23 protein-coding genes and 1 other RNA gene are annotated in these 26,117 nt (G+C 46.2%); 21 read left to right on the forward strand and 3 right to left on the reverse strand.

All coding sequences use genetic code 11. The features are described 5' to 3' along the window. The first annotated feature begins 133 nt into the window (after window positions 1–133). From MHB80_RS01470 to eno, 4 genes are read left to right on the forward strand one after another with little or no spacing between them, the layout of a single operon-like run. A complete protein-coding gene (locus MHB80_RS01470) occupies window positions 134–1,315 on the forward strand; it encodes a phosphoglycerate kinase (RefSeq protein WP_341280504.1) in 1,182 nt (393 codons plus the stop codon). A gap of 30 nt (window positions 1,316–1,345) precedes the next feature. Beyond that, window positions 1,346–2,101, forward strand: a complete 756-nt coding sequence (gene tpiA, locus MHB80_RS01475) for a triose-phosphate isomerase (RefSeq protein ID WP_341280505.1) — start codon at window positions 1,346–1,348, stop codon at window positions 2,099–2,101. 1 nt (window position 2,102) lies between these two features. Further along, window positions 2,103–3,635 carry a 2,3-bisphosphoglycerate-independent phosphoglycerate mutase gene (gpmI, locus tag MHB80_RS01480; protein WP_341280506.1) on the forward strand — a complete coding sequence of 511 codons (1,533 nt, stop codon included), beginning with the start codon at window positions 2,103–2,105 and terminating at the stop codon, window positions 3,633–3,635. Window positions 3,636–3,668: 33 nt separating this feature from the next. After that, window positions 3,669–4,961: a phosphopyruvate hydratase gene (gene eno / locus MHB80_RS01485; protein ID WP_341280507.1), complete on the forward strand. Its 1,293-nt coding sequence runs from the start codon at window positions 3,669–3,671 to the stop codon at window positions 4,959–4,961. A gap of 369 nt (window positions 4,962–5,330) precedes the next feature. On the opposite strand, the gene MHB80_RS01490 is transcribed toward eno, so the two are convergent. Beyond that, window positions 5,331–5,678: a hypothetical protein gene (locus tag MHB80_RS01490; RefSeq protein WP_341280508.1), complete on the reverse strand. Its 348-nt coding sequence runs from the start codon at window positions 5,676–5,678 to the stop codon at window positions 5,331–5,333. Window positions 5,679–5,896: 218 nt separating this feature from the next. Here MHB80_RS01490 and MHB80_RS01495 point away from each other — a divergent pair, with 218 nt between their 5' ends. From MHB80_RS01495 to MHB80_RS01555, 13 genes are all read left to right on the forward strand, one after another. Further along, a complete protein-coding gene (locus tag MHB80_RS01495; protein ID WP_341280509.1) occupies window positions 5,897–6,682 on the forward strand; it encodes a sugar phosphate isomerase/epimerase in 786 nt (261 codons plus the stop codon). A 111-nt stretch (window positions 6,683–6,793) separates the two neighbouring features. Next, window positions 6,794–7,030 carry a preprotein translocase subunit SecG gene (secG, locus tag MHB80_RS01500; RefSeq protein ID WP_046234099.1) on the forward strand — a complete coding sequence of 79 codons (237 nt, stop codon included), beginning with the start codon at window positions 6,794–6,796 and terminating at the stop codon, window positions 7,028–7,030. Window positions 7,031–7,196: 166 nt separating this feature from the next. Beyond that, window positions 7,197–10,331: a ribonuclease R gene (gene rnr, locus MHB80_RS01505; protein ID WP_341280510.1), complete on the forward strand. Its 3,135-nt coding sequence runs from the start codon at window positions 7,197–7,199 to the stop codon at window positions 10,329–10,331. 273 nt (window positions 10,332–10,604) lie between these two features. Then, window positions 10,605–10,805, forward strand: a complete 201-nt coding sequence (locus MHB80_RS01510) for a cold-shock protein (RefSeq protein ID WP_028609190.1) — start codon at window positions 10,605–10,607, stop codon at window positions 10,803–10,805. Window positions 10,806–10,997: 192 nt separating this feature from the next. After that, window positions 10,998–11,477: an SsrA-binding protein SmpB gene (smpB, locus tag MHB80_RS01515; RefSeq protein WP_341280511.1), complete on the forward strand. Its 480-nt coding sequence runs from the start codon at window positions 10,998–11,000 to the stop codon at window positions 11,475–11,477. 211 nt (window positions 11,478–11,688) lie between these two features. Further along, window positions 11,689–12,054: a transfer-messenger RNA gene (gene ssrA / locus MHB80_RS01520) on the forward strand. 85 nt (window positions 12,055–12,139) lie between these two features. Beyond that, window positions 12,140–12,337 (forward strand): hypothetical protein, encoded by a 198-nt coding sequence (locus tag MHB80_RS01525; RefSeq protein ID WP_341280512.1) that lies wholly within the window; start codon window positions 12,140–12,142, stop codon window positions 12,335–12,337. After that, on the forward strand, window positions 12,330–12,482 hold the full coding sequence (locus MHB80_RS01530) for a hypothetical protein (protein WP_341280513.1): 153 nt from the start codon (window positions 12,330–12,332) through the stop codon (window positions 12,480–12,482). The genes MHB80_RS01525 and MHB80_RS01530 overlap by 8 nt, the downstream gene beginning before the upstream one ends. Before the next feature lie 414 nt (window positions 12,483–12,896). After that, window positions 12,897–13,130: a hypothetical protein gene (locus MHB80_RS01535; RefSeq protein WP_046231846.1), complete on the forward strand. Its 234-nt coding sequence runs from the start codon at window positions 12,897–12,899 to the stop codon at window positions 13,128–13,130. A gap of 1,096 nt (window positions 13,131–14,226) precedes the next feature. Next, the gene (locus tag MHB80_RS01540) at window positions 14,227–16,653 is read left to right on the forward strand and encodes a glycoside hydrolase family 6 protein (protein WP_341282826.1); all 2,427 of its coding nucleotides are present in this window, start codon (window positions 14,227–14,229) and stop codon (window positions 16,651–16,653) included. Between the two features lie 741 nt (window positions 16,654–17,394). Beyond that, window positions 17,395–18,288 (forward strand): helix-turn-helix transcriptional regulator, encoded by an 894-nt coding sequence (locus tag MHB80_RS01545; RefSeq protein ID WP_341280514.1) that lies wholly within the window; start codon window positions 17,395–17,397, stop codon window positions 18,286–18,288. Window positions 18,289–18,419: 131 nt separating this feature from the next. Further along, a complete protein-coding gene (locus tag MHB80_RS01550; protein WP_341280515.1) occupies window positions 18,420–18,875 on the forward strand; it encodes a VOC family protein in 456 nt (151 codons plus the stop codon). Window positions 18,876–19,535: 660 nt separating this feature from the next. After that, on the forward strand, window positions 19,536–19,769 hold the full coding sequence (locus MHB80_RS01555) for a DNA-binding protein (RefSeq protein WP_341280516.1): 234 nt from the start codon (window positions 19,536–19,538) through the stop codon (window positions 19,767–19,769). 107 nt (window positions 19,770–19,876) lie between these two features. Here the strand turns inward: MHB80_RS01555 and MHB80_RS01560 are convergent, their stop codons facing one another. Continuing rightward, complete coding sequence (locus MHB80_RS01560) at window positions 19,877–20,731, reverse strand: DNA-primase RepB domain-containing protein (RefSeq protein ID WP_341280517.1); 855 nt, start codon at window positions 20,729–20,731, stop codon at window positions 19,877–19,879. A gap of 278 nt (window positions 20,732–21,009) precedes the next feature. On the opposite strand from MHB80_RS01560, the gene MHB80_RS01565 reads away from it, so the two are divergent. The 3 genes from MHB80_RS01565 to MHB80_RS01575 all read left to right on the forward strand — a co-directional run bounded on the left by MHB80_RS01565 (window position 21,010) and on the right by MHB80_RS01575 (window position 23,738). Further along, the gene (locus MHB80_RS01565; protein ID WP_341280518.1) at window positions 21,010–22,905 is read left to right on the forward strand and encodes a helix-turn-helix domain-containing protein; all 1,896 of its coding nucleotides are present in this window, start codon (window positions 21,010–21,012) and stop codon (window positions 22,903–22,905) included. Between the two features lie 141 nt (window positions 22,906–23,046). Next, window positions 23,047–23,394 carry a MerR family transcriptional regulator gene (locus tag MHB80_RS01570; protein WP_341282827.1) on the forward strand — a complete coding sequence of 116 codons (348 nt, stop codon included), beginning with the start codon at window positions 23,047–23,049 and terminating at the stop codon, window positions 23,392–23,394. A 164-nt stretch (window positions 23,395–23,558) separates the two neighbouring features. Then, complete coding sequence (locus tag MHB80_RS01575; protein WP_341280519.1) at window positions 23,559–23,738, forward strand: hypothetical protein; 180 nt, start codon at window positions 23,559–23,561, stop codon at window positions 23,736–23,738. Between the two features lie 100 nt (window positions 23,739–23,838). On the opposite strand, the gene MHB80_RS01580 is transcribed toward MHB80_RS01575, so the two are convergent. Further along, window positions 23,839–25,083 carry a hypothetical protein gene (locus MHB80_RS01580; RefSeq protein ID WP_341280520.1) on the reverse strand — a complete coding sequence of 415 codons (1,245 nt, stop codon included), beginning with the start codon at window positions 25,081–25,083 and terminating at the stop codon, window positions 23,839–23,841. A 202-nt stretch (window positions 25,084–25,285) separates the two neighbouring features. Between MHB80_RS01580 and MHB80_RS01585 the strand changes: the two genes are divergently transcribed. Continuing rightward, window positions 25,286–26,104 carry a methyl-accepting chemotaxis protein gene (locus tag MHB80_RS01585; RefSeq protein WP_341280521.1) on the forward strand — a complete coding sequence of 273 codons (819 nt, stop codon included), beginning with the start codon at window positions 25,286–25,288 and terminating at the stop codon, window positions 26,102–26,104. Window positions 26,105–26,117: the final 13 nt, after the last annotated feature.

Here is a 26,117-nt window from a genome sequence, read left to right on the forward strand (position 1 = left end):
GCTTCAGGTTTGCGAGCCTTCTGGCCGCGAGCCAAGAGGGAGCGTTCCTTCTTTTGATAAAGAGGGAACGCTTCTTTTTGTTTGAATATAGATGATGACAAGCTTTGCACGCTAATATCAGGAGGTTACATTCATGGCTAAAAAAAGTGTTCGTGACGTAGAAGTAGCAGGCAAACGGGTATTCGTACGCGTCGATTTCAATGTACCGCTCGAAGATGGTAAAATTACCGATGACAAGCGTATCCGTGAGACGCTTCCTACGATTAACTTCTTGATCGAAAAAGGCGCGAAAGTTATTTTGGCAAGCCACTTGGGCCGCCCGAACGGTGAAGTTGTAGAAGAGCTTCGCCACACTGCATCGGCAGCGCGTCTGTCTGAGCTGCTTGGCAAACCGGTAGTAAAAGCAGATGAGTCGATCGGTGAAAATGTTAAAGCGCAAATCGCGGCTTTGAATGCTGGCGATGTATTGCTGCTTGAAAACGTTCGTTTCCATGCGGGCGAAGAGAAAAATGATGCTGAGCTGGCGAAAGCTTTCGCTGAGCTTGCTGATCTTTACGTAAATGACGCTTTCGGCGCTGCACACCGTGCTCACGCTTCGACTGAAGGCATTGCGCACCACCTGCCGGCTGTTTCCGGTCTATTGATGGAGAGAGAGCTTGATGTTCTTGGCAAAGCGCTGAACAACCCTGAGCGTCCTTTCACAGCTATCGTAGGCGGTTCGAAGGTTAAGGATAAAATTGACGTTATCAACAAAATGATTGAAATTGCTGACAACATCATTATCGGTGGCGGCTTGTCCTACACGTTCTTCAAAGCACAAGGCCATGAAATCGGCAAATCGCTGGTTGATAACTCGAAGCTTGATCTGGCGCTTGAGTTCATCGAGAAAGCTAAAAAGCTCGGCAAAAACTTCCTCATTCCAGTTGATATCGTTGTCGCTGATGATTTCAGCAAAAACGCCAACACGCAAATCGTTGAAGTTGACGGCATTCCAGCTGAGTGGGAAGGCATTGACATCGGTCCTAAGACGCGTGAAATCTACGCTGAAGCGATCAAAAACTCCAAGCTAGTTGTTTGGAACGGACCTATGGGCGTATTCGAAATCGAGCCTTTCTCCCATGGTACACAAGCGGTAGCGAAAGCATGTGCAGAAACAGCTGGCTACACCGTTATCGGTGGCGGCGATTCAGCTGCAGCGGCTGAGAAATTCGGTCTTGCTGACAAAATGGACCACATTTCCACTGGCGGCGGCGCTTCCCTGGAATTCATGGAAGGCAAAGTATTGCCGGGCGTTGAAGCACTTAACGATAAATAAGCAACCCATACAGTACAGGAGGGTATATATATGAGCAGAAAACCAATTATTGCAGGCAACTGGAAAATGTTCAAAACCGTTTCTGAAGCAGCTTCCTTCTTCGCAGATGTGAAAGGCAAAGCAGAGGTTGATGGCGTAGAGAGCGTTATCTGCGCGCCATTCACAGCACTTCCTTCCCTTGTTGAAGCAGCTAAAGGAACGACTATCGCGATTGGCGCACAAAATCTTCATTTCGAAGACAATGGCGCATTCACAGGTGAAATCAGCGGCGTAATGCTGAAAGACCTGGGCGTAAAATATGTTATTATCGGCCACTCCGAGCGTCGTGCTTATTTTGCTGAGACAGACGAAATCGTTGGCAAAAAAGTACATGCAGCATTCAAGCATGATCTGACTCCTATCGTATGTGTAGGCGAGAAGCTTGAAGAGCGTGAAGCTGGCGAAACCAAAAATGTGTGCAACGTGCAAACGGTAGCGGCATTCCAAGGCTTGTCCGCAGCTCAAGCAGCTGAAGTAGTCGTTGCATATGAGCCAATCTGGGCGATTGGCACAGGCAAATCCTCGACTTCTGAAGATGCACAGGACGTTATCGGTTATATCCGCAGCGTAATTGCAGGTCTTTATGACGATGCTACAGCAGCAGCGGTTCGTATCCAATACGGCGGCAGTGTTAAACCTAACAATGTTGCTGAATATATGGGTCAGCAAGATATCGACGGCGCGCTTGTAGGCGGAGCTAGCCTTGAGCCTGCTTCCTATATCGCACTGATCGAGGGGGCCAAGTAAGATGGCTGCTCCAGTTGCATTAATTATTCTTGATGGCTTTGGTCTGCGCGATGACGTTACAGGCAATGCAGTTGCCCAAGCGAAAAAGCCGAACTACGACCGTTACTGGTCGACTTACCCTCATACGCAGCTGACAGCGAGCGGTGAAGCGGTAGGCTTGCCAGATGGACAAATGGGCAACTCCGAGGTTGGACACTTGAACATCGGAGCAGGCCGCATCGTCTATCAGGATTTGACTCGCATCAGCAAGTCGATCCGCGACGGCGAGTTTTTCGACAATGAAACACTGCTTGGCGCTGTGCGCCATGCAAAAGCAAATAGCAAGAAGCTTCACTTATACGGCCTGCTGTCTGATGGCGGCGTACACAGCCACATTGCGCATTTGTTTGCTCTGCTTGACCTGGCAAAAAAGGAAGGCCTGGAAGAGGTCTATATCCATGCATTCCTTGATGGCCGCGACGTTGCCCCGGATAGCGCAAAAGGCTACATGGAGCAGTTAATCGCGAAGATCGAAGAGGTAGGCGTAGGCAAAATTGCTACGGTACAAGGACGTTATTATGCGATGGATCGCGACAAACGCTGGGAGCGGGTAGAGAAGTCATACCGCGCTATGGTGTATGGCGAAGGTCCACAATATACGGACCCTCTTAAGGCGATAGTTGAATCGTACGAGAAATCCGTTTATGATGAGTTTGTTATGCCAACGGTTATCGTAGGTGAGGATGGCAAACCGGTAGGTCTCGTCGAGTCGGAGGATGCGGTTATTTTCTTCAACTTCCGTCCAGACCGTGCGATTCAACTGGGACAAGTGTTTACGAACGCAGATTTCCGCGGTTTTGAACGTGGGGAGCATGCTCCGAAAAATTTGTATTTCGTATGCTTGACGCTATTCAGCGAAACGATTGACGGTTTTGTGGCCTATTCGCCGAAAAATCTCGATAATACGCTTGGTGAAGTGCTTGTGCAAAACGGCAAGAAGCAGCTTCGCATTGCGGAAACTGAGAAGTACCCGCATGTTACGTTCTTCTTTAGCGGTGGTCGTGATCATGAACTTCCGGGCGAGACTCGCGTTCTGATCAATTCGCCTAAAGTTGCAACGTATGATCTTCAGCCGGAAATGAGCGCTTATGAGGTGGCAGCAGCTGCGGTCAGCGAGATTGAAGCAGACAAGCATGATGCAATTATCTTGAATTTTGCCAATCCGGATATGGTGGGTCACTCCGGCATGCTGGAGCCGACAATCAAAGCGGTAGAAGCAACGGATGCATGCTTGGGTCAAGTCGTTGAGGCGGTGCTTGCTAAAGGCGGCGTATGTATTATTACAGCTGACCATGGTAATGCCGATATGGTATTTGATGCAAACGGACGTCCGTTCACGGCGCACACAACCAACCCAGTGCCTTGCATTGTGACGGTTGCTGGAGCAACGCTGCGTGAAGGCGGAATTTTGGCAGACCTTGCACCTACGGTGCTTGATCTGATGCAGCTTTCCAAGCCGGCAGAGATGACGGGCATTTCCCTGATTCAGAAGTAACAACAATCATCAAACTAAGAGGAGTGTTCAAACATGTCTATTATCGTTGACGTATATGCACGCGAAGTATTGGATTCCCGCGGTAATCCAACAGTAGAAGTAGAAGTATCCCTAGAATCCGGTGGCCAAGGCCGCGCTATCGTTCCATCCGGCGCATCCACTGGCGCATACGAAGCTGTTGAGCTTCGTGATGGCGACAAAGGCCGTTACCTTGGTAAAGGCGTAGAAAAAGCAGTAGATAACGTTAACACGATTATCGCTCCTGAAATCATTGGTCTGGACGCTCTTGATCAAGTAGCTATCGACCGCAAAATGATCGAGCTTGACGGTACGCCGAACAAAGCTAAGCTGGGCGCTAATGCGATTCTTGCTGTATCGATGGCTGTAGCTCGCGCTGCTGCTGATGCACTGAACGTATCCCTGTACACTTACCTGGGCGGATTCAACGCTAAAGTTCTGCCAGTTCCAATGATGAACATCATCAATGGCGGCGAGCACGCGGACAACAACATCGACGTACAAGAGTTCATGGTTCTGCCAGTTGGCGCTCCAACGTTCAAAGAAGCTCTTCGTATCGGCGCTGAGATTTTCCACAGCCTGAAATCGGTTCTGAAAAACAAAGGCCTGAACACAGCTGTAGGCGACGAAGGCGGCTTTGCTCCTAACCTTGGTTCGAACGAAGAAGCAATCACTACAATTATCTCCGCTATCGAGAGCGCAGGCTACAAGCCAGGCGTTGATGTATTCCTTGGTATGGACGTAGCTTCGACTGAATTCTTCAAAGATGGCAAATACCACCTGGAAGGCGAAGGCAAATCCTTCACGCCTGCTGAATTCGTTGACCTGCTTGCTTCATGGGTTGATAAATACCCAATCATCACAATCGAAGACGGTTGCTCCGAGGACGATTGGGATGGCTGGAAATTGCTTACTGAAAAATTGGGCGGTAAAGTTCAACTTGTTGGTGACGATCTGTTCGTTACAAACACAGAGCGTCTGTCCGATGGTATTGAAAAAGGCGTGGGCAACTCGATCTTGGTTAAAGTTAACCAAATCGGTTCCCTTACTGAAACTTTCGACGCAATTGAAATGGCGAAACGCGCTGGTTACACGGCGGTTATTTCCCACCGTTCCGGCGAAAGCGAAGACAGCACAATCGCTGACATCGCAGTTGCAACAAACGCTGGTCAAATCAAAACAGGTGCTCCATCCCGTACGGACCGCGTAGCGAAGTACAACCAATTGCTTCGCATCGAAGACCAACTGGGTGCTACAGCTCAATACGCTGGTAAATCCGCATTCTACAACCTTAAAAACTTCAAATAAGCCCAAACCAATGACTACTTGCTCATTATGATTAGCCAGTACTCTGATTCTGACCTTTTCAAGGTGAGCAAGTATCAATGCGAATAAGCTTTATTGCACTTAAAAAACCCCTGCCCACAAATAATGTGGAGCAGGGGTTTTTGGTATGTAAAAGGGTGAAAGGCTGCTGAAAAGGCAAGCGGAGTAAAAGGGTTGGGGTGGAGAAGCGCAGCGTTCGTCTAAAGCTTTCCGTAGGAAAGCAGCTTCGTAAGCATATGCTGGTGTCTTTGGAAATCTACCGCTAAAGCAGTTATTGTTCAGGGATTTCCAAGGGCAACAGCGATCGAACCACAACCCTTTTACGCAGCGCAGATCCTTTTCAGCAGCCTTCTATCGCGCCGTTTTGCGTCCAACAGCCAACTCCACACGATGCACAACAATGTAGACAACCAGCAAGCCAATAGCAAGCATTAACGAACCTTCCGAATACTGCTGAAACAGCCGAACCGACCAGCCATTATCCCCTATAATCCAATAAGCAATAAAATTAGAAACCGCAATACCGTCCTCATATGAGGGAATCAGACTGTACAAATAATTTTGTGAAAGACCTATTGCAGCTATGAGCGTAAGGATGACGGAAATGAAGACACCTTTGGAGTAAATGTATAAGGCGCCCGCTTTTTTGAGAACAATCATGGTTAGGATAATCCCGGCTAAACAAATGATAATAAACATAGCGGTATCCCCCTCTGCATAAGTAGTGTGCGAATCCATGCACGTTTTTTGAAATATAGGAAAGGAAATGATTTCGCCATCCTTTCTCTATATTTCCCGGACTGAAACGCGCTGTGCCGCCAGAGAACGGCGACAGCCGTTTCACCTTGGTTACCTCTAATGACGAGCCTGTTTTATAAATGGTTGCTGGATTTGAGCAGAAAAGGAGGTGTTATTTTATGGATAAACAAGTGCTGAGCCTGCAAATGTACTCATTGCGGGATATTACAGAAAGCGATCTATTGGGATCGCTGGACAAGGTAGCTGAGATCGGCTATAAGGCTGTCGAATTCGGGGGCTATTTTCACGCACCGGCAAGAAGACTGAAAGAACGTTTGGATTCACTGGGGCTTGTGGCGCCGTCCGCCCATGTTCCGCTTAATTTTGAAAATTCGAAAAAAATCCCTTCAGACTTCGAGAAGCAGGTAGAATATGCGAATGAGCTGGGGCTGAAATATATGGTCGTGCCATGGGTTCCTGTGCCAGAAGTGCCGAAAATGGACGATATAAAATATTTGGCAGAAATTTTGGAGCGATGCGCTTGGCAAACGAAGCAGCAGGGCATTAAGCTATGCCTGCATAACCACGATGCGGATTGGAAAAAGGTTGAAGGCAAGCCGCTATATGTCCACCTGCTGGAGCTTGTGCCCGAAGACCTTATGGAAGCAGAGCTGGATTTAGGCTGGATTTATATGGCGGGTTATGATCCTGCTGAATACGTGAGGTATTATTCAGATCGGCTGCCGCTTGTCCATTTTAAAGATTTTCAGGTGGGGCGCAAGGATACGGAGCTTGGGAGAGGGGATGTGGGCTACTCCGAGCTGTATGAGGTGGTTAAGCAATCGGGAGTAAAATATATCATTATCGAGCAGCAGCAGTTTACGGAAACTTCGCTGAAAAGCGCAGAGCTGAGCTTTCATTTTATGCAAAGGCTTATGCAAAATCCGCAGCCAGCAAAAGGGTAGCCGTTAACAGGAAATGTAAGGGTTAAACAGCAAAGTATTGTTTTCAGCAAATCGCTGTGATACAATCATTTTATATGTTTTAATGGAGCTCCTATGCTGGAGGTGGATTGAATGGATATAGCTTTGAAAATACTACTGGTTATTTTTTCGGTTGGCCTAATTGCTGTCGTATTGCTGCAAAAAGGTAAAAGCGCGGGATTGTCCGGAGCCATCAGTGGTGGCGCTGAGCATTTGTTCGGCAAACAGAAAGCGCGTGGTTTGGACTTGTTCCTGCAGCGTTTGACGATTGCACTGGCTGTTGGATTTTTCGTCCTGTCGCTCGTTGTTGCTTACGTCGTACAACAGTAATATTCTGTCTTGCATGCAAAAAGTGGGGGAGTTTCCTCCACTTTTTTTGTTGTTTCGCGGATGCGATTGGGTAATTTCGTGTATACTAAATGATATATAATAATCTATCAACCGGTTGCAAGTGCTGATAGAATGGCCTCCGGTATATGAGGTGACGAGGAAACTAATGATACAAGAGCAGGAATTGCTTGATTTTATGCGGGAGACCGCTTATAAACCGATGACTTATCAGGAGCTGGAGCAGCATTTCGGCGTGATGGAGGCTGTTGATTTTAAAGCTTTTTTGCAGCTGCTAACTCAACTGGAGGATAGCGGTAAAATCCTACGCACGAGCAATGACCGTTACGGCGTTCCGGAACGGATGAATTTGCTGCGCGGAAAATTGCAGGTCCATGCGAAAGGCTTTGCTTTCTTGCTGCCTGACGACAAAGAGCATCCTGACATTTACATTCATGCCAATGATCAGCTCAGCGCGATGAACGGCGACATTGTTCTTGCGCGTGTGACGTCCAAGAGCCAAGCGGGAGGCCGTCTGGAGGGCGAGGTTGTCCGCATTGTGCAGAGAGCGGTTACACAGGTGGTCGGCACTTTTGAAAGTCATGAAGTGTACGCCTTTGTTGTGCCGGATGACAAACGGATTAACCGCGACATTTTCATCGCCAAAAATGAATTTAAAGGCGCCGTATCCGGACAAAAGGTTGTCGTGCGCATTGTAACCTATCCGGAAGGCCGTTCAGCGGCGCAAGGGGAAATTATTGAGATTCTCGGGCATAAGGATGATCCGGGCATTGATATTTTGTCGATTATCCGCAAGCATCAGCTGCCGGAAGGCTTCCCGGAAGAGGTGGATGCAGAGGCGGAAGCAGCGCCGAATTCCATAACGGAGGAAGAAATTATTCAACAGGGACGTCGTGACCTGAGGGATGAGGTCATCGTGACGATTGATGGCGAGGATGCCAAGGATCTCGATGATGCCGTACATGTAAAGGTGCTGGATAACGGCAATTATTTGTTGGGTGTCCATATCGCGGACGTGGGCTATTATGTGCGTGAAAACTCCGAGCTGGATCAGGAAGCTTTCCGCAGAGGCTGCAGCGTTTATTTGGTGGACCGGGTTATTCCAATGCTGCCGCATCGCTTGTCGAACGGCATTTGCTCGCTCAATCCACAGGTGGATCGGCTGACGCTTTCCTGCGAGATGGAATTCGATGCCAAAACACTTAAGCGCGTGCGCCATGATGTGTTTACGAGTGTTATTCGTACGAAGGAGCGCATGACGTACACGAATGTGCGCAAGCTGCTCACTGCAACCGAAGAGGAGCCGCAGACCGAGCTGAAGGAGCGCTACGCCGATTTGCTGGATATGTTCACGCTCATGGAGCAGCTGGCGATGAAGCTTCGCAAGCAGCGGATGAAGCGGGGCGCGATTGATTTTGATTTTCAGGAATCGAAGGTTATCGTTGATGAGCAGGGCAAGGCTGTCGATATTGTGAAGAGGGATCGTTCCGTCGCAGAGCAGATCATTGAGGAATTTATGCTTGTGGCGAACGAAACGGTAGCCGAGCATTTCCACTGGCTGCGTGTTCCTTTCCTATACCGGATTCATGAAGACCCGGATCAGGAGAAGCTGATGCATTTCATGCAGTTTGCCGCGAACTTCGGTTATGTTGTGAAGGGCAAAGGCAACTCGGTTCATCCGCGTGCACTGCAAATGCTGCTGGAGGAAATTAAAGGCGCGAAGGAAGAAACGGTTATTTCCACTGTGATGCTTCGCTCGATGAAGCAGGCAAAATATGATGCGCAAAGCTTGGGACATTTCGGGCTGGCGGCGGAATTTTATTCGCATTTCACTTCGCCTATTCGCCGGTATCCGGATTTGGTGATCCACCGCGTCATTCGTGAGGTGCTGGAAGGCGGCGGAGCGCTCAGCGAGAAGCGCAATGAGGCGCTGACTGCCCGCATGCCGGATATTGCGCAGCATTCGTCTGAGCGCGAGCGGGTAGCTGCTGATGCTGAGCGTGACACCGAGCAGATGAAAAAATGCGAATTCATGCTGGATAAAATTGGCGAGGAATTTGATGGCATCATCAGCAGTGTCACGAGCTTTGGGATGTTTGTCGAGCTGGATAATACAGTGGAGGGGCTTATTCGTCTGAGCGATCTGACGGATGATTATTACCACTTCCAAGAGCAGCATATGGTGCTCATCGGCGAACGTACCTCCAAGGTATACCGAATTGGCGATGAGGTGAAAATCCGCATTGGCAATGTGAATATGAATGACCATACAATTGATTTTGAAATGGTTGATATGAAGCCTCGCGGCGGTTTTAAAGGCATCGCTGATGCCGGGTTCGGCGCTTCGCGCGGCGGGCGCGGGCGCAGCGGCGGCTTTAACAAAGGCGGACGCAGCAGCGGTGGCGGTGCGGGCACCGGCACTAGTGCGAAGGGCGATAGTACCGCTGCTGGCGGCAAAGGCGCAAATGGCGGCTACGGTGGCTTTAAAGGCAAGGGCGGCAAAAGCGCCAAAGCGGGCAATGGAGCGCAAGGTTCTGGAGCAGGCAACGGAGTGAGAGGCGCTAGAGCGGGGAATGAAGGGCAAGGCAGAGCAGGAAAAAGTGGAAGAGCAGCGAACAGCGGCAGAGCGAGAGATGGCGGCCAGCAAAGCAGTGCTCAAGCCGGAAATGGGCAGAACCCGTGGCAGCGGCGCGATGTTGAAGGCGCCGCACCGGGGTTGTCGGACGCGCTAAGCCGTCCGGCAGGAGAGAGCCAGCGCCAGGATGGCGGCGCTGGTGAGGAGCAGCTGTGGTGGAACTCAGCTGCTCAGGCCGGCGGAGCCGGCCAAGGCGCGAAGCGCCAGCGCAAGGGCGCTGGGCGCGGAGCTGCGCCAGGCGCAAGCGGCGGCGGGAACGCGCCGCGCCGCGGGCGCAAGGGCGACGCTGGCGGCAGCTTTGCGCCGGCGGAGCAGACGCAGCGGATCGTGCGGGCGGAGCCGCAGGATCGAGGCGAAGGGCGCGGCGGCGAAGGCGCGCCGCGCACGGATATGTGGGGGCTGCCGATTAGAGGAGGCAGCCGTCGCATCGATGGCGGCGAGCGAAGCGACGGAGCTAGCCGTGGCTTTGAAGGCGGCAAGCGGCGCCAGGCGGCGCAGCCAGGCTCAGCGCCAAGCGGCGCGAATCCTAGTGGGCAGGCTTCGCCAGACGCTGCTGGAGCAAGCGGAGACGCGGCTAAGAGGAAGCGCAAGAAGAAAAGCGGAGGCGGCAATTCTACGGCTGCTTTTGTTAGAAAAAAACGTAAATAAAACAAAATAGTTGTAAAGTCCCTTGCATCGGCGCTGCCCCTCATACAGAGGCTCGGCAGCGCTGGTACAGCGGGCCAAGCTTTAAAAATTATTTAAGCTTGTCGCTTGCTTTTTGAATATGGGTATAGTACACTCAAAGCAATTGATGATATGGACCTGAATTCACATATTGAAAAGGGTGTCATTACAGTCATGGACCTTTTTCAATGTGTGAATTTTTTGTTTCTCAAAACGAAACAGGCGCATATTAATTTTATTTTGGAGGTTTTACAAATGCAACAAGGTACAGTTAAATGGTTTAACGCTGAGAAAGGCTTTGGCTTCATCGAAGTTGAAGGCGGCAACGATGTATTCGTACATTTCAGCGCAATCACTGGCGAAGGCTTCAAAACGCTGGAAGAAGGACAACGCGTAGAATTTAACGTTGTTCAAGGCAACCGCGGACCACAAGCTGAAAACGTAGTAAAACTGTAGTAGTTTAATCAACTGCGAAATTTAGCCGCTTTCGACCGTAAGGTCGGAGCGGCTTTTTATGGTTTTGACGATCAAACCATATTTTACAATATGGCCGTTGCTTTCTTGCTTTCATTTTCAAAAATTGCTACAATATATATCTAGCGGCTTTTTCAAATTTCTGGAGCTAATTATGATGTCGAGGTGATAAGAATGGGCAAGAAAAACGACGGTAAGCAGCTTGCACAAAATAAAAAAGCTTCCCATGATTATTTCATCGAAGACACGTATGAAGCGGGAATGGTGCTAATGGGGACTGAAATTAAATCGCTCCGCAACGGACGAGCCAATATAAGCGACGCATTTGCGACGATACGTAACGGCGAAATTTTTATCCACAATTTGCATATCAGTCCTTTCGAGCAGGGGAATCGCCACAATCCAACGGATCCGACGCGTGCCCGCAAGCTGCTGCTTCATAAAGTTCAGATTCACAAGCTGCTCGGTCAATCCAAGCAGGAAGGCTACTCCATTGTGCCGCTCAAAATTTATGTGCGCAATGGCTATGCGAAGCTTCTGATTGGGTTAGGTAAAGGTAAGAAGCAGTTCGACAAACGCGATTCCGCGGCAAAACGCGATGCCCAGCGTGATATTCAGCGGGTGCTGCGCGAGAAGCAGAAGATTATACGTTAAGCGCGAGATTGTGCGAGTAAGCGCAAGTCAGAGCGTCTGTAGATTTTCAAGGAAAGCGTGTTGAATTTTACTAGCAGTTCCAATAACATTTTAGGGATTATTCCTTGAATCGTGTTATACTAAGCAAGTAGCAAAGCAATATCTTAAGCTAAATGATGATCAGGTTGAGCTTCTTTCGGAGCCGGCAGTGATACGTCATTTATGCCAACTCGGGGGCGTTCTTGGATTCGACGGGGATAGGACGAGCGCGGGTTGCGGGTAGTGGGGACGCGTCCACTTTATCAACGCTAAAGCCTATTAAATGGCAAACAACAAACAAACTACGCTTTCGCAGCCTAAGAAACTGTGAGCGTGCTCCTACCTAGCATCGCCCATGTGACTAGACTAGGGGCTAACAAGTAGTGGGATACGCTGTCTCATCTCCGCCTGGGGTGAGCTGAAGAAGACAATCAGGCTGACCTTGGAAGAAGCTGGTTACGAGGCGTCCTCCTGGGTGACATCAAATTCGTGACTACACCCGTAGATGCCTGTGTGGCGTGATCTTCGGACAGGGGTTCGACTCCCCTCGCCTCCATTAGAGTGAAAGCCACCAACCAGTGTTCTGGTTGGTGGCTTTTCAGTTTATGATATAATAAACACAAATTTAGATTGGGGGACTGGGAATGATTGAAAATCGAGAACAGCTCCAAGAAATTTTAAAAAAAGCGAATCAACATGCACGGAAGCAAGCTAAAGAGTTGGGTGCCTCTATTTATTATATAAAGAATAACAAACGTGTTCGTGAAGATGCTGAAGGTAAGAAATTCGAAATTATTTTCGATGCTACTGGGGAACGCCAGGAGTTTGAGTATCATGAGTGAAACTAAGCCAGTCATGACTATGTTTGCTGGTACCAATGGAGCAGGGAAAAGTACACTCAGCATGCAAATGAGAGAGTGGCTTGGTGAACTGGTTGATCCTGATCAGATTGCAAGAGAGTTGAAGCCAGAGGACCCGCGTAGCTGACCTGTCTGCTGGAAGGGAAGCTGTGAAAAGAATTCGATCTCTCATAAAAAGTGGTAAAAGCTTCGCTATTGAAACGACATTATCTGGATCATTTGTTTTGAAACACATGCAAAGGCGGAAATCATGCAGGGTAACTTGATCTATTGTTTTGAGACAATACCTGCTTGGTCTAATCCTGTTCTTGTTGGGTACTGATAAAAGTGTGACATCAAAACTGTGACTACACCCGTAGATGCCTGTGTGGCGTGATCTTCGGACAGGGGTTCGACTCCCTCGCCTCCACTATGAAAACCCAGTCCGCATGAGGGCTGGGTTTTGTGTTGGAAAGGATTTTGGGAATGGAATCAGTATTTGTCTGAAATCATGCTATAATGAAGTATTCCGATCGATTAGGAACGAGAGAGGAAACTCAATATGAACAGATTTGAAGACTGGAATCTAAAAGTGAAAAAGACGTTTAATGCAACGAGCAACCTAGTTGTATTAACCGTAACGGAGGCAGGAGGATTAATGGGTCTCTCCAAAGACCAAATGAAGATCTTCGTGGATAAATACAACTTAACAAAAGTCCCGATCATGAGAAGTGCCCATAGATACCTGTTGCTGAAATGTGAAATAGACGAGATTGTTGCGAATAGGGCCGTTTAGTACAGGGTGCTCCCGCAAACGAAATCCAAACAATGAGTACACCCGTAGAAGCAAGCGTGGTGTGGTCTTCGGATAGGCTTCAAATCCCCAAACATTCACTATGTAAACCCCGACCGCAAAAGGTCGGGGTTTTTTCCTACCCAGTTGTCTAACCTTTACGATAAAGGGGCTTCTAGGATTTTTCATATGGTAAAAGCCAGGTATACGCATGATTCTTGATAAATTGGTTAAGGGGATCAGAGCTGAATTTTTTATAAACACCTCCTTCAATTGTGTTATTCTCTGAATCCTGGTCGCTGGTCAGGGGCAACGCGCGATTGCGGCCTGGATGAAGAAGTTGGGCTCAATTCGGAAAAAGCGAGCGCTATTCAAGCTGAGCAAAAGGCTCAAGCATAGCTATCTTATATTTATATATTCGTGACAACTATCTTGACTAACACCGATCATAAGTTCATCCGCATTATATTAAACCGAAATATATAATAATCATAACAAAATGTAATAAAATACTGATTTTTTTAAAATGGTACAGGAAATAGATTAGAGTATATCTTCGTTTATAGATTTCATAAGGTGTTTACAACCGGGATAAAGAGGGAGAATCGGCTGAGAGTGGCATGAGGAGGAACTTTCTGAATTCCTGCCCGATTTTTGGGATTAATTATAAAAATTTTTAATTAATTCAATTTACAGCAATATATCCATAAAGTATAATCGATTCATAAGGAGGTGAACATGCGATGTGAAGTCTATATCGAGGGTAAGCCTTTTTTAAAACCTCAAAAAGTAAGCGCTTCCCTGTTTGGAATCCGGTTACATGTCCTGAAGCTTTTACACCGATGATCACCTGCATTTACCCACAAGCGGTACCCCCTCACCAAGGAAACTGATTTGCATATTCAGTCACCCATTTCTGTTTCTCTGTTTGCAGCTTTAAAGGCTATCTGTTCGCCTTGTTGCAAGCGCAATCATTTTAGACGGAGGTGAAAATTCACAGTTCATCCGTACGTTCTCTAGGGTGCATACACATCATGCCGACACAGAGGATCAAATACGAATGTTTAATAAATCTAACCAAAGGAAAGGTGGATCCATGATGACGAAATTGAAAACCAAATTTATTGGCGGTAAGGCTCTCCGTGAAGGTATTAAGCAAATACTTGTAATCGCGATGCTTGTCGGGGGGATTTTCCATGGTATGGCCCCGGGGACGATCCAGGCTGCGGAAGCGCATCAGAATAATCCGTTTGTCGGAGCTACGGGGTACCTGAACCCGGATTATTCCACCCTTGTCGATACATCCATCGGGCTTACTAGTGATGCGTCGCTAAAGGCAAAGATGGAAACGGTCAAATCTTATCCAACTGCAGTCTGGATTGACCGAATTGACGCCATTAATGGCGGGGCGAACAATGCCGGACGCAAAAGCATCGAGGAGCATCTGGATGCTGCTCTTGCTCAAAAGAAAGCGGGTACTCCGATTACCGCTTCATTCGTCATTTATAATCTTCCGGGCCGGGACTGCCGTGCGCTGGCGTCCAACGGTGAATTACCACTGACGCTGGCCGCATTGCAGACGTACAAAACGGACTATATTGATGTCATCGCAGGTATTTTTGCGAAACCCAAGTATCAGGACATTCGCATCATTGCCATTATTGAACCGGACAGTTTGCCTAACCTGGTCACCAATCTCAATACACCGGCCTGTGCTCAAGCCAGTTCGACAGGCATCTACGAAGCTGGCGTGAAATATGCATTGGACAAGCTGCATGCCATTCCGAATGTGTACAACTATCTGGATATCGGTCACTCCGGCTGGCTCGGATGGGATAACAACCGGACAGCTACAATCTCGCTGTATACGAGCGTTGTCCAAGGGACAGTGGCTGGTCTGAATAGCGTAGACGGCTTCATTACCAACACGGCGAACAGCACACCGTTGAATGAACCGAATCTGTCCAACCCGGATCTGAACATCGGAGGACAACCGATCAGGTCGTCCAAGTATTATGAGTGGAATCCGTATTTTGATGAAACCGATTTTACGGCTGCCTTGTATAGCGGGTTTGTACAGGCAGGCTGGCCGACCAGCGTAGGCTTCCTGATTGATACCAGCCGCAATGGTTGGGGAGGGGTGAACCGTCCGACAGCGGCTATAGGCAGTGATATTAACACCTACGTAAATTCTGGGCGTGTCGATCGCCGGAATCACCGGGGGAACTGGTGCAACAACAGTGGAGCAGGTATAGGTGAAGCACCTAAAGCGGCACCAGGGCCTGCCCATTTGGATGCCTATGTGTGGGTCAAGCCACCAGGTGAATCTGACGGCTCCAGTTCGGAAATTCCGAACAATGAAGGCAAAGGATTCGACCGGATGTGTGACCCAACGTTTATAACTAGTGATGGGGTATTGACGGGCGCGCTTCCTAACGCTCCAGTATCCGGTCACTGGTTCCATAATCAATTCGTCATGCTGGTGCAAAACGCATTCCCTGTTCTTCCGGCTACCAATGTCGGCGAACCTACCGCTCCAGCGGCTCCGGCAGCACTGACTGCGACAGCAGGCAATGCACAGGTGTCACTGAGCTGGACGGCTTCCGCAGGAGCGACGAGCTATAACGTGAAGCGGGCGTTGAGCGCGGCCGGACCATTCACAACCGTTGCCGCCAATGTGAGCGGCACATCGTATGTCAATACAGGCTTGACCAACGGAACAACCTACTATTATGTGGTCAGCGCCGTAAATGCCGTAGGTGAAAGCGCGAATTCGGCTGTAAAAAGTGCTGTGCCGGTAGCTGGAGCCACCGCTCCTGCTGCACCTACTGCATTGACGGCCACCGCAGGCGATGCACAGATCAGCTTGTCCTGGACGGCTTCCGCAGGGGCGACCAGTTATAACGTGAAACGCGCGCTGAGTGCGGCCGGACCATTCACTACGGTTGCTGCCAATGTGAGCGGCACATCTTACACGAATACAGGTCTGACCAACGGCACGACCTATCACTATGTTGTGAGTGCTGTGAACGCTGCGGGGGAAGGTGCTAATTCTGCCGCTGCTTCCGCAACTCCGCAAAGCGTGGTTGTTCCATCCAGTGATCTGGTCTTGCAATATCGTGCGGGAGATACCAATGCGACAGACAGCCAGATCAAGCCGTATTTCAATATCAAAAACATCGGCAACACGGCTGTAGATCTGAGTGATCTGAAAATCCGTTATTACTTCTCGAAGGAAGGCACCGCAGCTATGGACTCGGCCATTGACTGGGCTCAGGTTGGCGGTACTAACATTCTGCGCACGTTCACCGATACGTATGTAGAGCTCAGCTTTACTTCCGGAGCCGGTGCGATCCAGGCAGGTGGACAATCCGGGGATATCCAGCTCCGCATGTACAAAACGGACTGGACCAACTTTGACGAAACGAATGATTATTCCTACGATTCAACCAAAACATCCTATCAGGACTCGAACAAGGTGACCCTCTATAAAGGCGGCAACCTAGTGTGGGGAATTGAGCCTTAAAAGACGGAAAAAGAATCTCCAGAGTTGATTAACGAATCGGTCGAAGATAAAGACGTATGCAGACCATCATTCTAAGCAGGGGCGTTTCAAAGTCATGTTCATGACTTTTGAAACGTCTCTTTTACAATTTTAACGAAACTGAAGGCGTCTTATTTACTGTACTTGCCAACAATTGCATCAATAATTTGGAATCTGAAGGTCGATGGGGAACTTAATTGTTTATTAGCTGATGAAGGATTTTTGCAGGCATGCGTTGAAGAGCATTAGTAATAAGAATTAGCATCAGGGGGATATATAAATGTCTAAATGATTCCACCTATCTAAAATTCTGCTTAACACGCGGCGGCGAATTGTGGTTTTGCACAACCAGCCGAAACGCCATTATTGACGTCAGTTCCCCGCTCTCTAACTAATAATATTGGAATTCCGAATTGAAAAGCCATGGCAGGCTCAATTTTCACATCTCCAATGCAAGAAGTTTTTACAAAGGATGTTTTGGTATCTGGGCATGATTATGAAATCCATCCCAAAAGCTATTTCCAAAAGGAGATACTTTAATCTTGTACTGGCTGCATAACCAATTCTTCGTAATAAGGGTTTGTTCTTCTTGGTAAAACTCTATTTTGGGAATTGATGCATAGGCTTTATCAAAAAGAATTTGCATGGTAAGATAAACGCTTCTAACCATGCTGTCTAGCAGCATGTCATTTTTTCATAATACTTCCTAAGGAGTCATGTCCATTGGCTGTACCCTTGAGTAAGTTGACAAAAATACCCCGAATCCTAATTCAAACACCAACCCATCAACAAAAAATATTGAGAATGAATGGACTGTCTGCGATAGAGTCTTGCACACGTACAGAGGGCGCCACTGGCACGTTGTTTCTAGAAGACCATATGCTCTTAATCGTAATTGAAGGGATGTATACCGTACGGTTTGGAACCGAGGTGTATACGGTAAACAAGCATGAAATGGTACTGATTCATAAATCCATTGCGTTTCAATATGAAAAAAGCGGGGAACCGAACTTCGATTATGTACTCAATTATATGATGTTCTTCTTAAAAGACGAAATAATTAACGAGTTTATGAAACTAGCAGATTATACTCCTACTTCAGCAGCTAGGGTACCGGCTCAGGTATCTGTACATGCGATTGATGATAGACTTTTCAGCTATCTGGAATCATTGAAGCCGTATTTTAATGAACCGGAACGAATTAGAGATGGGTTGGTTAAGGTGAAGTTATTAGAATTATTATTTGGCATAGCTGATAGAAATGATATTTTCCTATCTGAGCTTGCCCATATTAAGCGCCAAGAACGAAAAAGCATCAAGGACGTCGTTGATGCGAATATCACAAATCCCGTAACCTTGCATGATCTCGCCTACTTATCTGGCCGAAGCCTATCCTCCTTTAAACGTGATTTTAAAGCGATCTATAATACTTCTCCGCTCCAGTGGATACGAAATCGCCGATTGGATAAAGCACAAGAAATGCTAATCCATTCATCCTTATCCGTAACTGAAATTTGCTTCTCAACGGGTTTTGAGAACGTCTCACACTTCTCCAAAGTGTTTAAGCTGAGATTCGGAATCCCGCCTTCCGCACTCAAACAACCGCCAAAGCTCTGATAATCTGAACCCTGAGCCGAATGAACAACGGATTTGGACCTCCGAACAAAGTATAGCGTGCATTCATCTGGTACATTTATATATGTCAACCAGACGAACTCTAGCCCTATTACATCCAAGGAGGAAAAATCATGCCTGACTCTAACCTTCGGCAGGATTCCGCTGCCACCCCTATTGCATCAATGAAAGGTCATCATATCGCCATCCGTGTGCCAGACTACGAGGCTGCAAAGAGCTGGTACGTGGAGAAGCTGGGCTTCCGTGTTATTCAAGAATGGCCGTTTGGAGACCTGCAGCTTGCTTATGTCGCTCCGCCTCATGACGACTCCTTTTATTTTGAGATTATTGGAGACGGAGAGGTAAATGACGCTCCCATTTATCATGATATTAACAGCAGTATGTATAAGGCTGGTTACCATCATCTCTGCATGAGCGTGAACGACGTGGATGAAGCGATTGCATATTTGGATTCAAAAGGGGTCGCCCTCATCGGGGAGCCCTTTAACTTGGAGGCCATCCATCGCCGCCTCGCATTTTTCACCGATCCGTGGGGGAATATATTCGAATTGGCTCAGGTGATAGGTTAATAAGATTAGAGTAATGAAACGAAAGCTATGGTGAAGCAACTAAGGTGACATCAAAATCGTGACTACACCCGTATTAAGAACGAACACAATATACTTAGTTGGTGGATTTTCAGTAACAACCTGGTTGTATTGAATAGAAGGGCAGTTAAGAGAAATCTTAGCTGTCCTTTTATTTTAGTATACATTGGAGGAATTTGTTGTAAGATGTAGAAAGGTTCAGATAATAATTGGTTTTGGTGCTGTTAGGATTCCTGAGCTTTATAACTTCCGTACCTCAACGGGAAAATTATCAATATCGCTTTTTATGATAAAGACATGACCGCCTTTTTGAATTTGTGCTTTATCCATGCCGGCATATTCTTTTTCAATCAGTTTGTTGTTATGACGTTGAATAATTTTATTTCGTCACATTTGATGACGGGTTTTGTCTTTGATATACGGCAGCCGCCTATAAAATGAACTTGGTTATTCGCAAGTCGTTGTGAAAAATACAGAGGACATACAATCGTTTTTAGGTAGCACGCTCCAGCATGAAAACCCAGTCCGCATAAGGTCTGGGTTTTGTGTTGGATTGGATATACGGAATAGAATCAGCATTTGGCTGAAATCATGCTATAATGAAGTATTACGATCGACTAGGAATGAGAGAGGAAACTCAATATGAATGGATTTGAAGACTGGAATCTAAAAGTAAAAAAGACGTTTAATGCAACGAGCAATCTAGTTGTATTAACCGTAACGGAGGCAGGAGGATTAATGGGTCTCTCCAAAGACCAAATGAAGATCTTCGTGGATAAATACAACTTAACAAAAGTCCCGATCATGAGAAGTGCCCATAGATACCTGTTGCTGAAATGTGAAATAGACGAGATTGTTGCGAATAGGGCCGTTTAGTACAGGGTGCTCCCGCAAACGTATCCAAACAATCCCCGACCGCCAAAGGTCGGGGTTTTTACTATTTTAGACATACTAACAGCTTTTCTAAGCTCAATTTATATAAGTTAATTAAAAGGTTTTAATGCTAGAGACTGAATAATTTCCTCTTGGGAAAAAGGTTTTTTCCTGCCCAGTTGTCTAACCTTTACGATAAAAGGGCTTCTAGGATTTTTCATATGGTAAAAGCCAGGTATACGCATGACTCTTGATAAATTGGTTATCAGAGGATCAGAGCTGAATTTTTGGGCTAATGCTTTTTGAATGGGAACGAATTTGCTTACGGATGCGCCTTGAACAACCCAATAGATGTGATATCCGTTTTTAGTTTCGATGATCATCGTATCCTTAATTTGAAGCTTGAATTTTTTTATAAACGCCTTCTTCAATTTCGTTACTCTCTGTTTTGATCGCAGAGCTAACAGATGGTATTGGCCTTTTTTATTTCTTTTAACTGTAATCGATTGAAGCTGTTCTTCAGGGTCGGAGTGAATCGATTCAATCATCTGCTTAACTTGTTCTTTTGTGTCTAAATGCATGGAAATCTTGTTCAGATCTACATCGATGAACTGTGCTCTGATTTTTTTGAAATCACTAGTCCTTGTTTCACGGTAATTGATCTCCATAAATACGGCATAACCTTTTTTATTTTGACTGAGAACGTGTATACGTTTATTTCTCTTGGTAAAGAGTGTGAATTGAGAGGTGCGTCTTTCAAGTAGACTTAGAGGTTTATGCAGTGTCATCGCTGGGTGAATTAATGAAGTACTGTATCTTTTATTTTTGTTTTTATCGTCATGGACTAAAGTGAAATACAGTTGTTCGTTCTGTCTACAGCCTAGTTTTTTTATAAAGTAGCTTGCGTGACTGGAAAACCTTCGCAAATTTCTGGAATATGTCGTTGAACTTAATCGCGGTGTCATTAAACCACATCTCCTTTAAAGCATGCGCTACACTTTTGCTCCTTTTCTAAACAATCATATTCTGGCAAGCGGACACAAGTGTAAGTGAGAGTACCCATTTTTCGACATTAGATAGGCTAATCAAATAGTCAGGGCGTTTGCTAGGGTGACATCAAAAGTAGGTGAGCATGATTTTTTCAATATAATAAATATAAGCTCTCAAGATAAAGAAATTGGGCAAGTGGGCAATGCTGAGGGTGTGGCTGAATTTACCCAAACAGTGAAAGGGGGAGAAACATATGGATTGGGAAGCCCACATCGAACGGTGGAGCCGAGCCGCTGTTAGACTGCTGGATATTCGACAATATGGTGTGGAGCATGGAAATGTCCCTGAGCGCTATGTGGCGCATAGCAGTTTTTTTGTAGTTACTACTCGTGGAGAGGCAAGAGTGAGCCTGTCGGGAGCGGTCTATCGAGCCCAATCCCACCACATTCTGCACGGAGGAAAGGAAGCGGAGCTGGGTATTATGCCGCTAGAAAACGATTTTGAATGCTATTTGATTCTGTACAAAGCTGATTGTGAATTGCCGGAGGATCGGGAGAGCTTCCATATGTCTTATGCATTCACGCCTTATGCGTTGCTGCCATTGCAGGAGAAGTGTAAAACGATGAATCACCTGTGGCAGCAAGCCACCCCAATGGAAAAGCTTCAGGCGCAGTCTGTCTTTCTGCCGTTTGTATATGAGGTTATGCGGCAAATCCGCACGTTAAAAACGGAAAACAGCAGGCCGAACTTGGTAACCGAAGCGATTCATTACATTCAAGAGCATTACAGGAATTCGATTACAGCCGAGGAATTAGCCGGGATCTACAGCTGCAGTGCGAGCTACTTATCTCGCTTGTTCAAAAACCAGATAGGAACCGGTCCGATTGAATACCTGATTCATGTACGCATTCACAAATCGAAGCAGCTTCTGCTCAAATCGGAGGCGCGTATTCAGGAAATAGCCAGCAGCGTTGGCTATGCGGATGTCTATTATTTTAGCCGCTTATTTAAAAAGCACACGGGCTGCTCACCTCTTCAATTTAGAGAGAACAATCGGCAGGCGGTTCAGAATAATCCATTACGTCTATTAAAATCGTCTATTGTATCCCCGAAGCTTGTTTCCCATAATGAGAATGAGATTTGTTATCAATGCAATGGGGAAGGGGAAACATCCATGTTTAGATTTTCAAGACCAGCGTTCGGAGCCATGCTGCTATTATGCACAGCTTTGCTGCTGAATGCATGTCAGACAAGCAGCAATACAGGGGCAGTGGCCTCCCAGCCTGCGTCAGCAGGTGTCGCTACAGAAAGCACAGCTGCAGAAACGCGTATTTACGAGCATTTGAAAGGCAAAACGGAAATTCCTGTGAATCCTCAGCGGGTGGTCAGCCTCTTTCATTTGGGTGAGCTAATGGCAATTGGGGTAAAGCCAGTAGGTGCAACCACCTACATTCTGAGTAACCCGCTGATAAGCGATACTTCCGGTATTGAAGATATAGGTATTCCGCCAGATCCGGAGAAGATTCTCTCGCTTGCGCCTGATCTGATTGTTACAACGGTACCATTCGCTGAGGCAGTAGATGGCGGGTACGAAGCATTGAGCCAGATCGCCCCAACCATTGTCGTAGAGCAGCACAACGATCCGATAAAGGATGTTGCAATGTTTGGCGATATTCTTGGCAAGCAAGAGGAAGCCAAGCAATGGAATGAGGCATTTGCGGCAAAATTAGCCGATTACAAGGAGAAGGTTAGCCCGTTTATTGGGGCTGATGAAACCTTCTCGATTTTGAATGTGCGTCCTAATGCTGTTTTTATTTACGGTGATACCAATATGGGAGGCAACATTCTTTACAGGTACCTGGGCTTGAAGCCAACCGAAAAAATAAAGACGGATGTTATTAATGGAGAAACATGGGAAATATCTACCGAGGTCATTCCCGATTTCATAGGCAATCGGTTATTTCTAGCTGTAAATGAAGGAGCAGAGGAAGAGTTGAAGAAAGTGGAGAAGCTCATTAAAAACTCTCCAGCAGGGAAAGCAGGAAAGATCTACAATATTGATTTCAATACATTTCTTCTCAGTGATCCGATCTCAGTCGAACATCAGTTGGATATCATCGTTGATTTGCTGGTTGAAGGTAACAAATAAATGAAAAAATAAATGCTTCCTGTCTCTGCTATGTAAATCCACAACCGCTTAAGGTTGTGGATTTTTGCTTTTCATCTACATTTTGCCCTAGAATAAGTACCAAATATAACTGCGGATTTGTTTAGATGTTCAATATAAAAAATACTCTCGAAATTTGGGTGTTGCCCGGCACATACCATTCGTTATTATGAGAAGGAAGGATTACTCCCTTACATTAAGCGAGACAAGCATGGGAATCGTCTGTTTGAGCAAGAGCATTTAGATTGGATAAGGCTGATGACATGTTTTCGAGCAACTGGAATGAAGCTATCTTTGCTAAAGCAAATGGTCAATCTTGCATTAGATGGGGATTCCACCATTCCGCAAAGAAAAGCTGTGGATGTTGAGCTAACGGCTCAGTACCTGCTTCGTATTGAAGATGTTAGCCCTAAACATGTCGTTCACGGTACCCGCTATATGCAAGAACAGATGACCCTGCTTGATGGGTAAGATAAAAAACGAACAGTGACTCTCTTCCGTGGAGAGTCACTGTTTGTTTTTTATAAGGGTGATAATATATGCCATTCTAGAGCTTGACAGAAAAGAGGGAATTAAAGTGATTTTATAGAGGAATCCTTGGAATATTCATTCTGGTTGGAGAGGAAGAAGTCGTAATGGCGGCTAATTGGTGGCTGGCTCTTATTATTATGGTTGTGTTTAATGGAATTATAGCTTGGACATTATTTACAGGACTAGAGCCCGTAAGCCGCAGAGCCAAAAAGTGGTTGTTTATTGTTGCCAATGTTGTTGCGCTTGTGCTTGCTGTCTCTCAATTTTTTTGGATGGATTTTTAATAGAATAAGATAAAAAAACCATTAACCATTAACCAGTAATGAGTTAATGGTTTTTGTTTGTTTATTAATAGTGCGCAGCTACAAAGCGATATTCATATTCTTACTTCAGCTCATACTTTGCAAGACTCGTACCCATATCCAGATAAAAGGTATTTGCATTCAAGAATCGAATATTTCTCTCGGCAAACCGAGCTTGCTCCAGTATTAATGAGTTTTGCGTTTTGAGCGTGCGAGAATCGACTACGTAGATGACTGCTTTTGATGGTTTTTCAAAATCAAACCAAGAGCCTTTGGACACGACACCACCGAAGGCGATACTTTGGTTTCCTAGCAGTTGCAGCGTGTATTGGTCAGGTAAGTCAACGAAGGTTCTCGTTGCGATAAGCTTATTATTTGTATCGTAGACGGTAAGCGTGTTTTTATCCTGAACCAGATAGTGATTGCCTAGGGACATGAACAATCTATCTTTACGATCAGACTCAGGTGTCGGCATAATGCGGCTCCATTTCTTTTTACCGTCAGGTGAATAGCCGTATAGAGTTTCGATTCCGGTCTTTGCATCTAATACCGGAACAAGTAGAGTGCCACCACTGAGAACATCGAAGTCAGCATGTATATAGCTAAAATAATCCTGCGGGTATTTGGCAGTCGTGATTTTTTTGTTAGCCGAAATAGAATAGATATCTAAAATCGTTGCAGCCCCTACATAGTTAGCGGAGCCGACATAATTTCCTTGGATGTGGCGTATAACACCATCATATTCTCGATTAAGAAGCTGTTTGCCTTCCGTTGAATAAAGAACTAAATGGCTCTTATCTTGAATCGTATCAATAGTAGCAATGCGTCCATCATCAAGCACGTACCAATTAAAACGATAAGCAAGGGTTTTCGACCATCGCTGCTTATTGTTTGAATCAAGCGCGACTAGCTTACTGAAGTTTTTCTTTTCGATCTTTACCTGCTCTACATAGTATAAGTTCCCGCTACGATCCATATCGAATACATTGTACGTGTAAGGCGAGTTGCGTGTCCATTTTTGCTTTCCCGTCGTATCGTCAAAAGCCATCATCTTGTAAGTAGGTTTGTTTTTTCCGCCGGGGTGATAATACTGAAACATATATCCAGTACGGGAAGCGTTATGATCAGCTACGATAGGAAAATATTTTTTGCCTAGAAAGTAATAATTTCTATCTAAAACAGTGGTTGATGTGTGATCTGGAACCGTTATGGTCCATCGTGGCTCGGGGAGCTCTGTAAAGTCAGCAGCAGATACGTTATGCGGAAAAAAGGTTGTCAAAATGGCAATCAGAGCTAGCAATTGAATACGTAAAGCAAACTTTCTCATTATAGTAGAATCCTCCTAGTTATATGTAATTCATTAACTATGGCGATTATATCATATAATTTGGGATATTTCCCCACATAGAAAGATGTGCTTTTGCTGCCGCTGTCCATTGCCTATGAATAAATGGCGTATTTTCGATTTCTGCGTTATATTTAAAATACTGAAGCTTCAATATACAGACACGGATTGGGGAAACTCCATAATGAACAGCTTAGAATCTCTTGAAAGTATGATTGCATGGATTCCAATCTTTAAAGCGGCAGTTCCTGCCGAATTATCAATCGCGATTTGTGATACAGAAAAATTTATTGCTTATTGGGCTGGCGAAAATATTGATTTGCACATACAAGTTGGTCAACCGTTGCATCACGAGGAACCGTTAATGCATGCGATTCGGAATAATGTAGCGCTAAGGGCAGAAGTTCCTGCTACCTTTTATGGTTTTGAATTTATTGGGACGGCAACACCGCTTCATGACATCAATGGCAATGTAATCGGCGGAATAGCCATTCAGCTTCGAAAACAGAGCGAATTAGTAGCAATTGCCGATCAAATTTCGTTTTCACTATCGCAGGCCAACAATCAACTCTCACAAGTCGCCGATAGCTCCGCTACTCTGGCAGCGTCTGCCCAGCAGCTTCTTTCACTCGCCAATCGGACGGTAGAACAGGTAGATGAGGCGGGGAAAGTGGTGTCGATTGTCAGAAAAGTAGCGGATCAGACGAACTTATTAGGCATTAATGCGGCGATTGAGGCAACCCATGCAGGGGATCGAGGCAAAGGCTTTGGCATTGTAGCCAGTGAAATACGGAAATTGTCCAATGAGACGCTTACCTCTACAAACGCGATTCAGCATACTCTGAAAACATTTGAAGAGGCAATAAGCGGCATGCGTGCATCTATCGAAGGTATGACATCCGTTGTTGATCAGCAGGCCGTATCATCCCGACAGGTTTTGGATTTTATCGAAGAGGTTCATCGCATGTCGGAGCAGCTCAATCAATTCGCAAAGAAGTTGTAACCGATTATCCGGA

Origin of the sequence: Paenibacillus sp. FSL H8-0537 (assembly GCF_038051995.1) — a bacterium.
Classification (GTDB): domain Bacteria; phylum Bacillota; class Bacilli; order Paenibacillales; family Paenibacillaceae; genus Pristimantibacillus.

Excerpts from the sequence above, each read along its gene's own strand:
- MHB80_RS01565 (WP_341280518.1), top strand. The coding sequence starts at position 21,010 with ATGGATTGGGAAGCCCACATCGAACGGTGGAGCCGAGCCGCTGTTAGA.
- MHB80_RS01550 (WP_341280515.1), top strand. The coding sequence starts at position 18,420 with ATGCCTGACTCTAACCTTCGGCAGGATTCCGCTGCCACCCCTATTGCA.
- MHB80_RS01560 (WP_341280517.1), bottom strand. The coding sequence starts at position 20,731 with ATGACACCGCGATTAAGTTCAACGACATATTCCAGAAATTTGCGAAGG.
- secG (WP_046234099.1), top strand. The coding sequence starts at position 6,794 with ATGGATATAGCTTTGAAAATACTACTGGTTATTTTTTCGGTTGGCCTA.
- gpmI (WP_341280506.1), top strand. The coding sequence starts at position 2,103 with ATGGCTGCTCCAGTTGCATTAATTATTCTTGATGGCTTTGGTCTGCGC.
- MHB80_RS01540 (WP_341282826.1), top strand. The coding sequence starts at position 14,227 with ATGACGAAATTGAAAACCAAATTTATTGGCGGTAAGGCTCTCCGTGAA.
- MHB80_RS01470 (WP_341280504.1), top strand. The coding sequence starts at position 134 with ATGGCTAAAAAAAGTGTTCGTGACGTAGAAGTAGCAGGCAAACGGGTA.
- MHB80_RS01490 (WP_341280508.1), bottom strand. The coding sequence starts at position 5,678 with ATGTTTATTATCATTTGTTTAGCCGGGATTATCCTAACCATGATTGTT.
- MHB80_RS01510 (WP_028609190.1), top strand. The coding sequence starts at position 10,605 with ATGCAACAAGGTACAGTTAAATGGTTTAACGCTGAGAAAGGCTTTGGC.
- MHB80_RS01525 (WP_341280512.1), top strand. The coding sequence starts at position 12,140 with ATGATTGAAAATCGAGAACAGCTCCAAGAAATTTTAAAAAAAGCGAAT.
- MHB80_RS01530 (WP_341280513.1), top strand. The coding sequence starts at position 12,330 with ATGAGTGAAACTAAGCCAGTCATGACTATGTTTGCTGGTACCAATGGA.
- tpiA (WP_341280505.1), top strand. The coding sequence starts at position 1,346 with ATGAGCAGAAAACCAATTATTGCAGGCAACTGGAAAATGTTCAAAACC.
- MHB80_RS01535 (WP_046231846.1), top strand. The coding sequence starts at position 12,897 with ATGAACAGATTTGAAGACTGGAATCTAAAAGTGAAAAAGACGTTTAAT.
- smpB (WP_341280511.1), top strand. The coding sequence starts at position 10,998 with ATGGGCAAGAAAAACGACGGTAAGCAGCTTGCACAAAATAAAAAAGCT.
- MHB80_RS01495 (WP_341280509.1), top strand. The coding sequence starts at position 5,897 with ATGGATAAACAAGTGCTGAGCCTGCAAATGTACTCATTGCGGGATATT.
- MHB80_RS01555 (WP_341280516.1), top strand. The coding sequence starts at position 19,536 with ATGAATGGATTTGAAGACTGGAATCTAAAAGTAAAAAAGACGTTTAAT.
- rnr (WP_341280510.1), top strand. The coding sequence starts at position 7,197 with ATGATACAAGAGCAGGAATTGCTTGATTTTATGCGGGAGACCGCTTAT.
- MHB80_RS01580 (WP_341280520.1), bottom strand. The coding sequence starts at position 25,083 with ATGAGAAAGTTTGCTTTACGTATTCAATTGCTAGCTCTGATTGCCATT.
- eno (WP_341280507.1), top strand. The coding sequence starts at position 3,669 with ATGTCTATTATCGTTGACGTATATGCACGCGAAGTATTGGATTCCCGC.
- MHB80_RS01575 (WP_341280519.1), top strand. The coding sequence starts at position 23,559 with ATGGCGGCTAATTGGTGGCTGGCTCTTATTATTATGGTTGTGTTTAAT.
- MHB80_RS01585 (WP_341280521.1), top strand. The coding sequence starts at position 25,286 with ATGAACAGCTTAGAATCTCTTGAAAGTATGATTGCATGGATTCCAATC.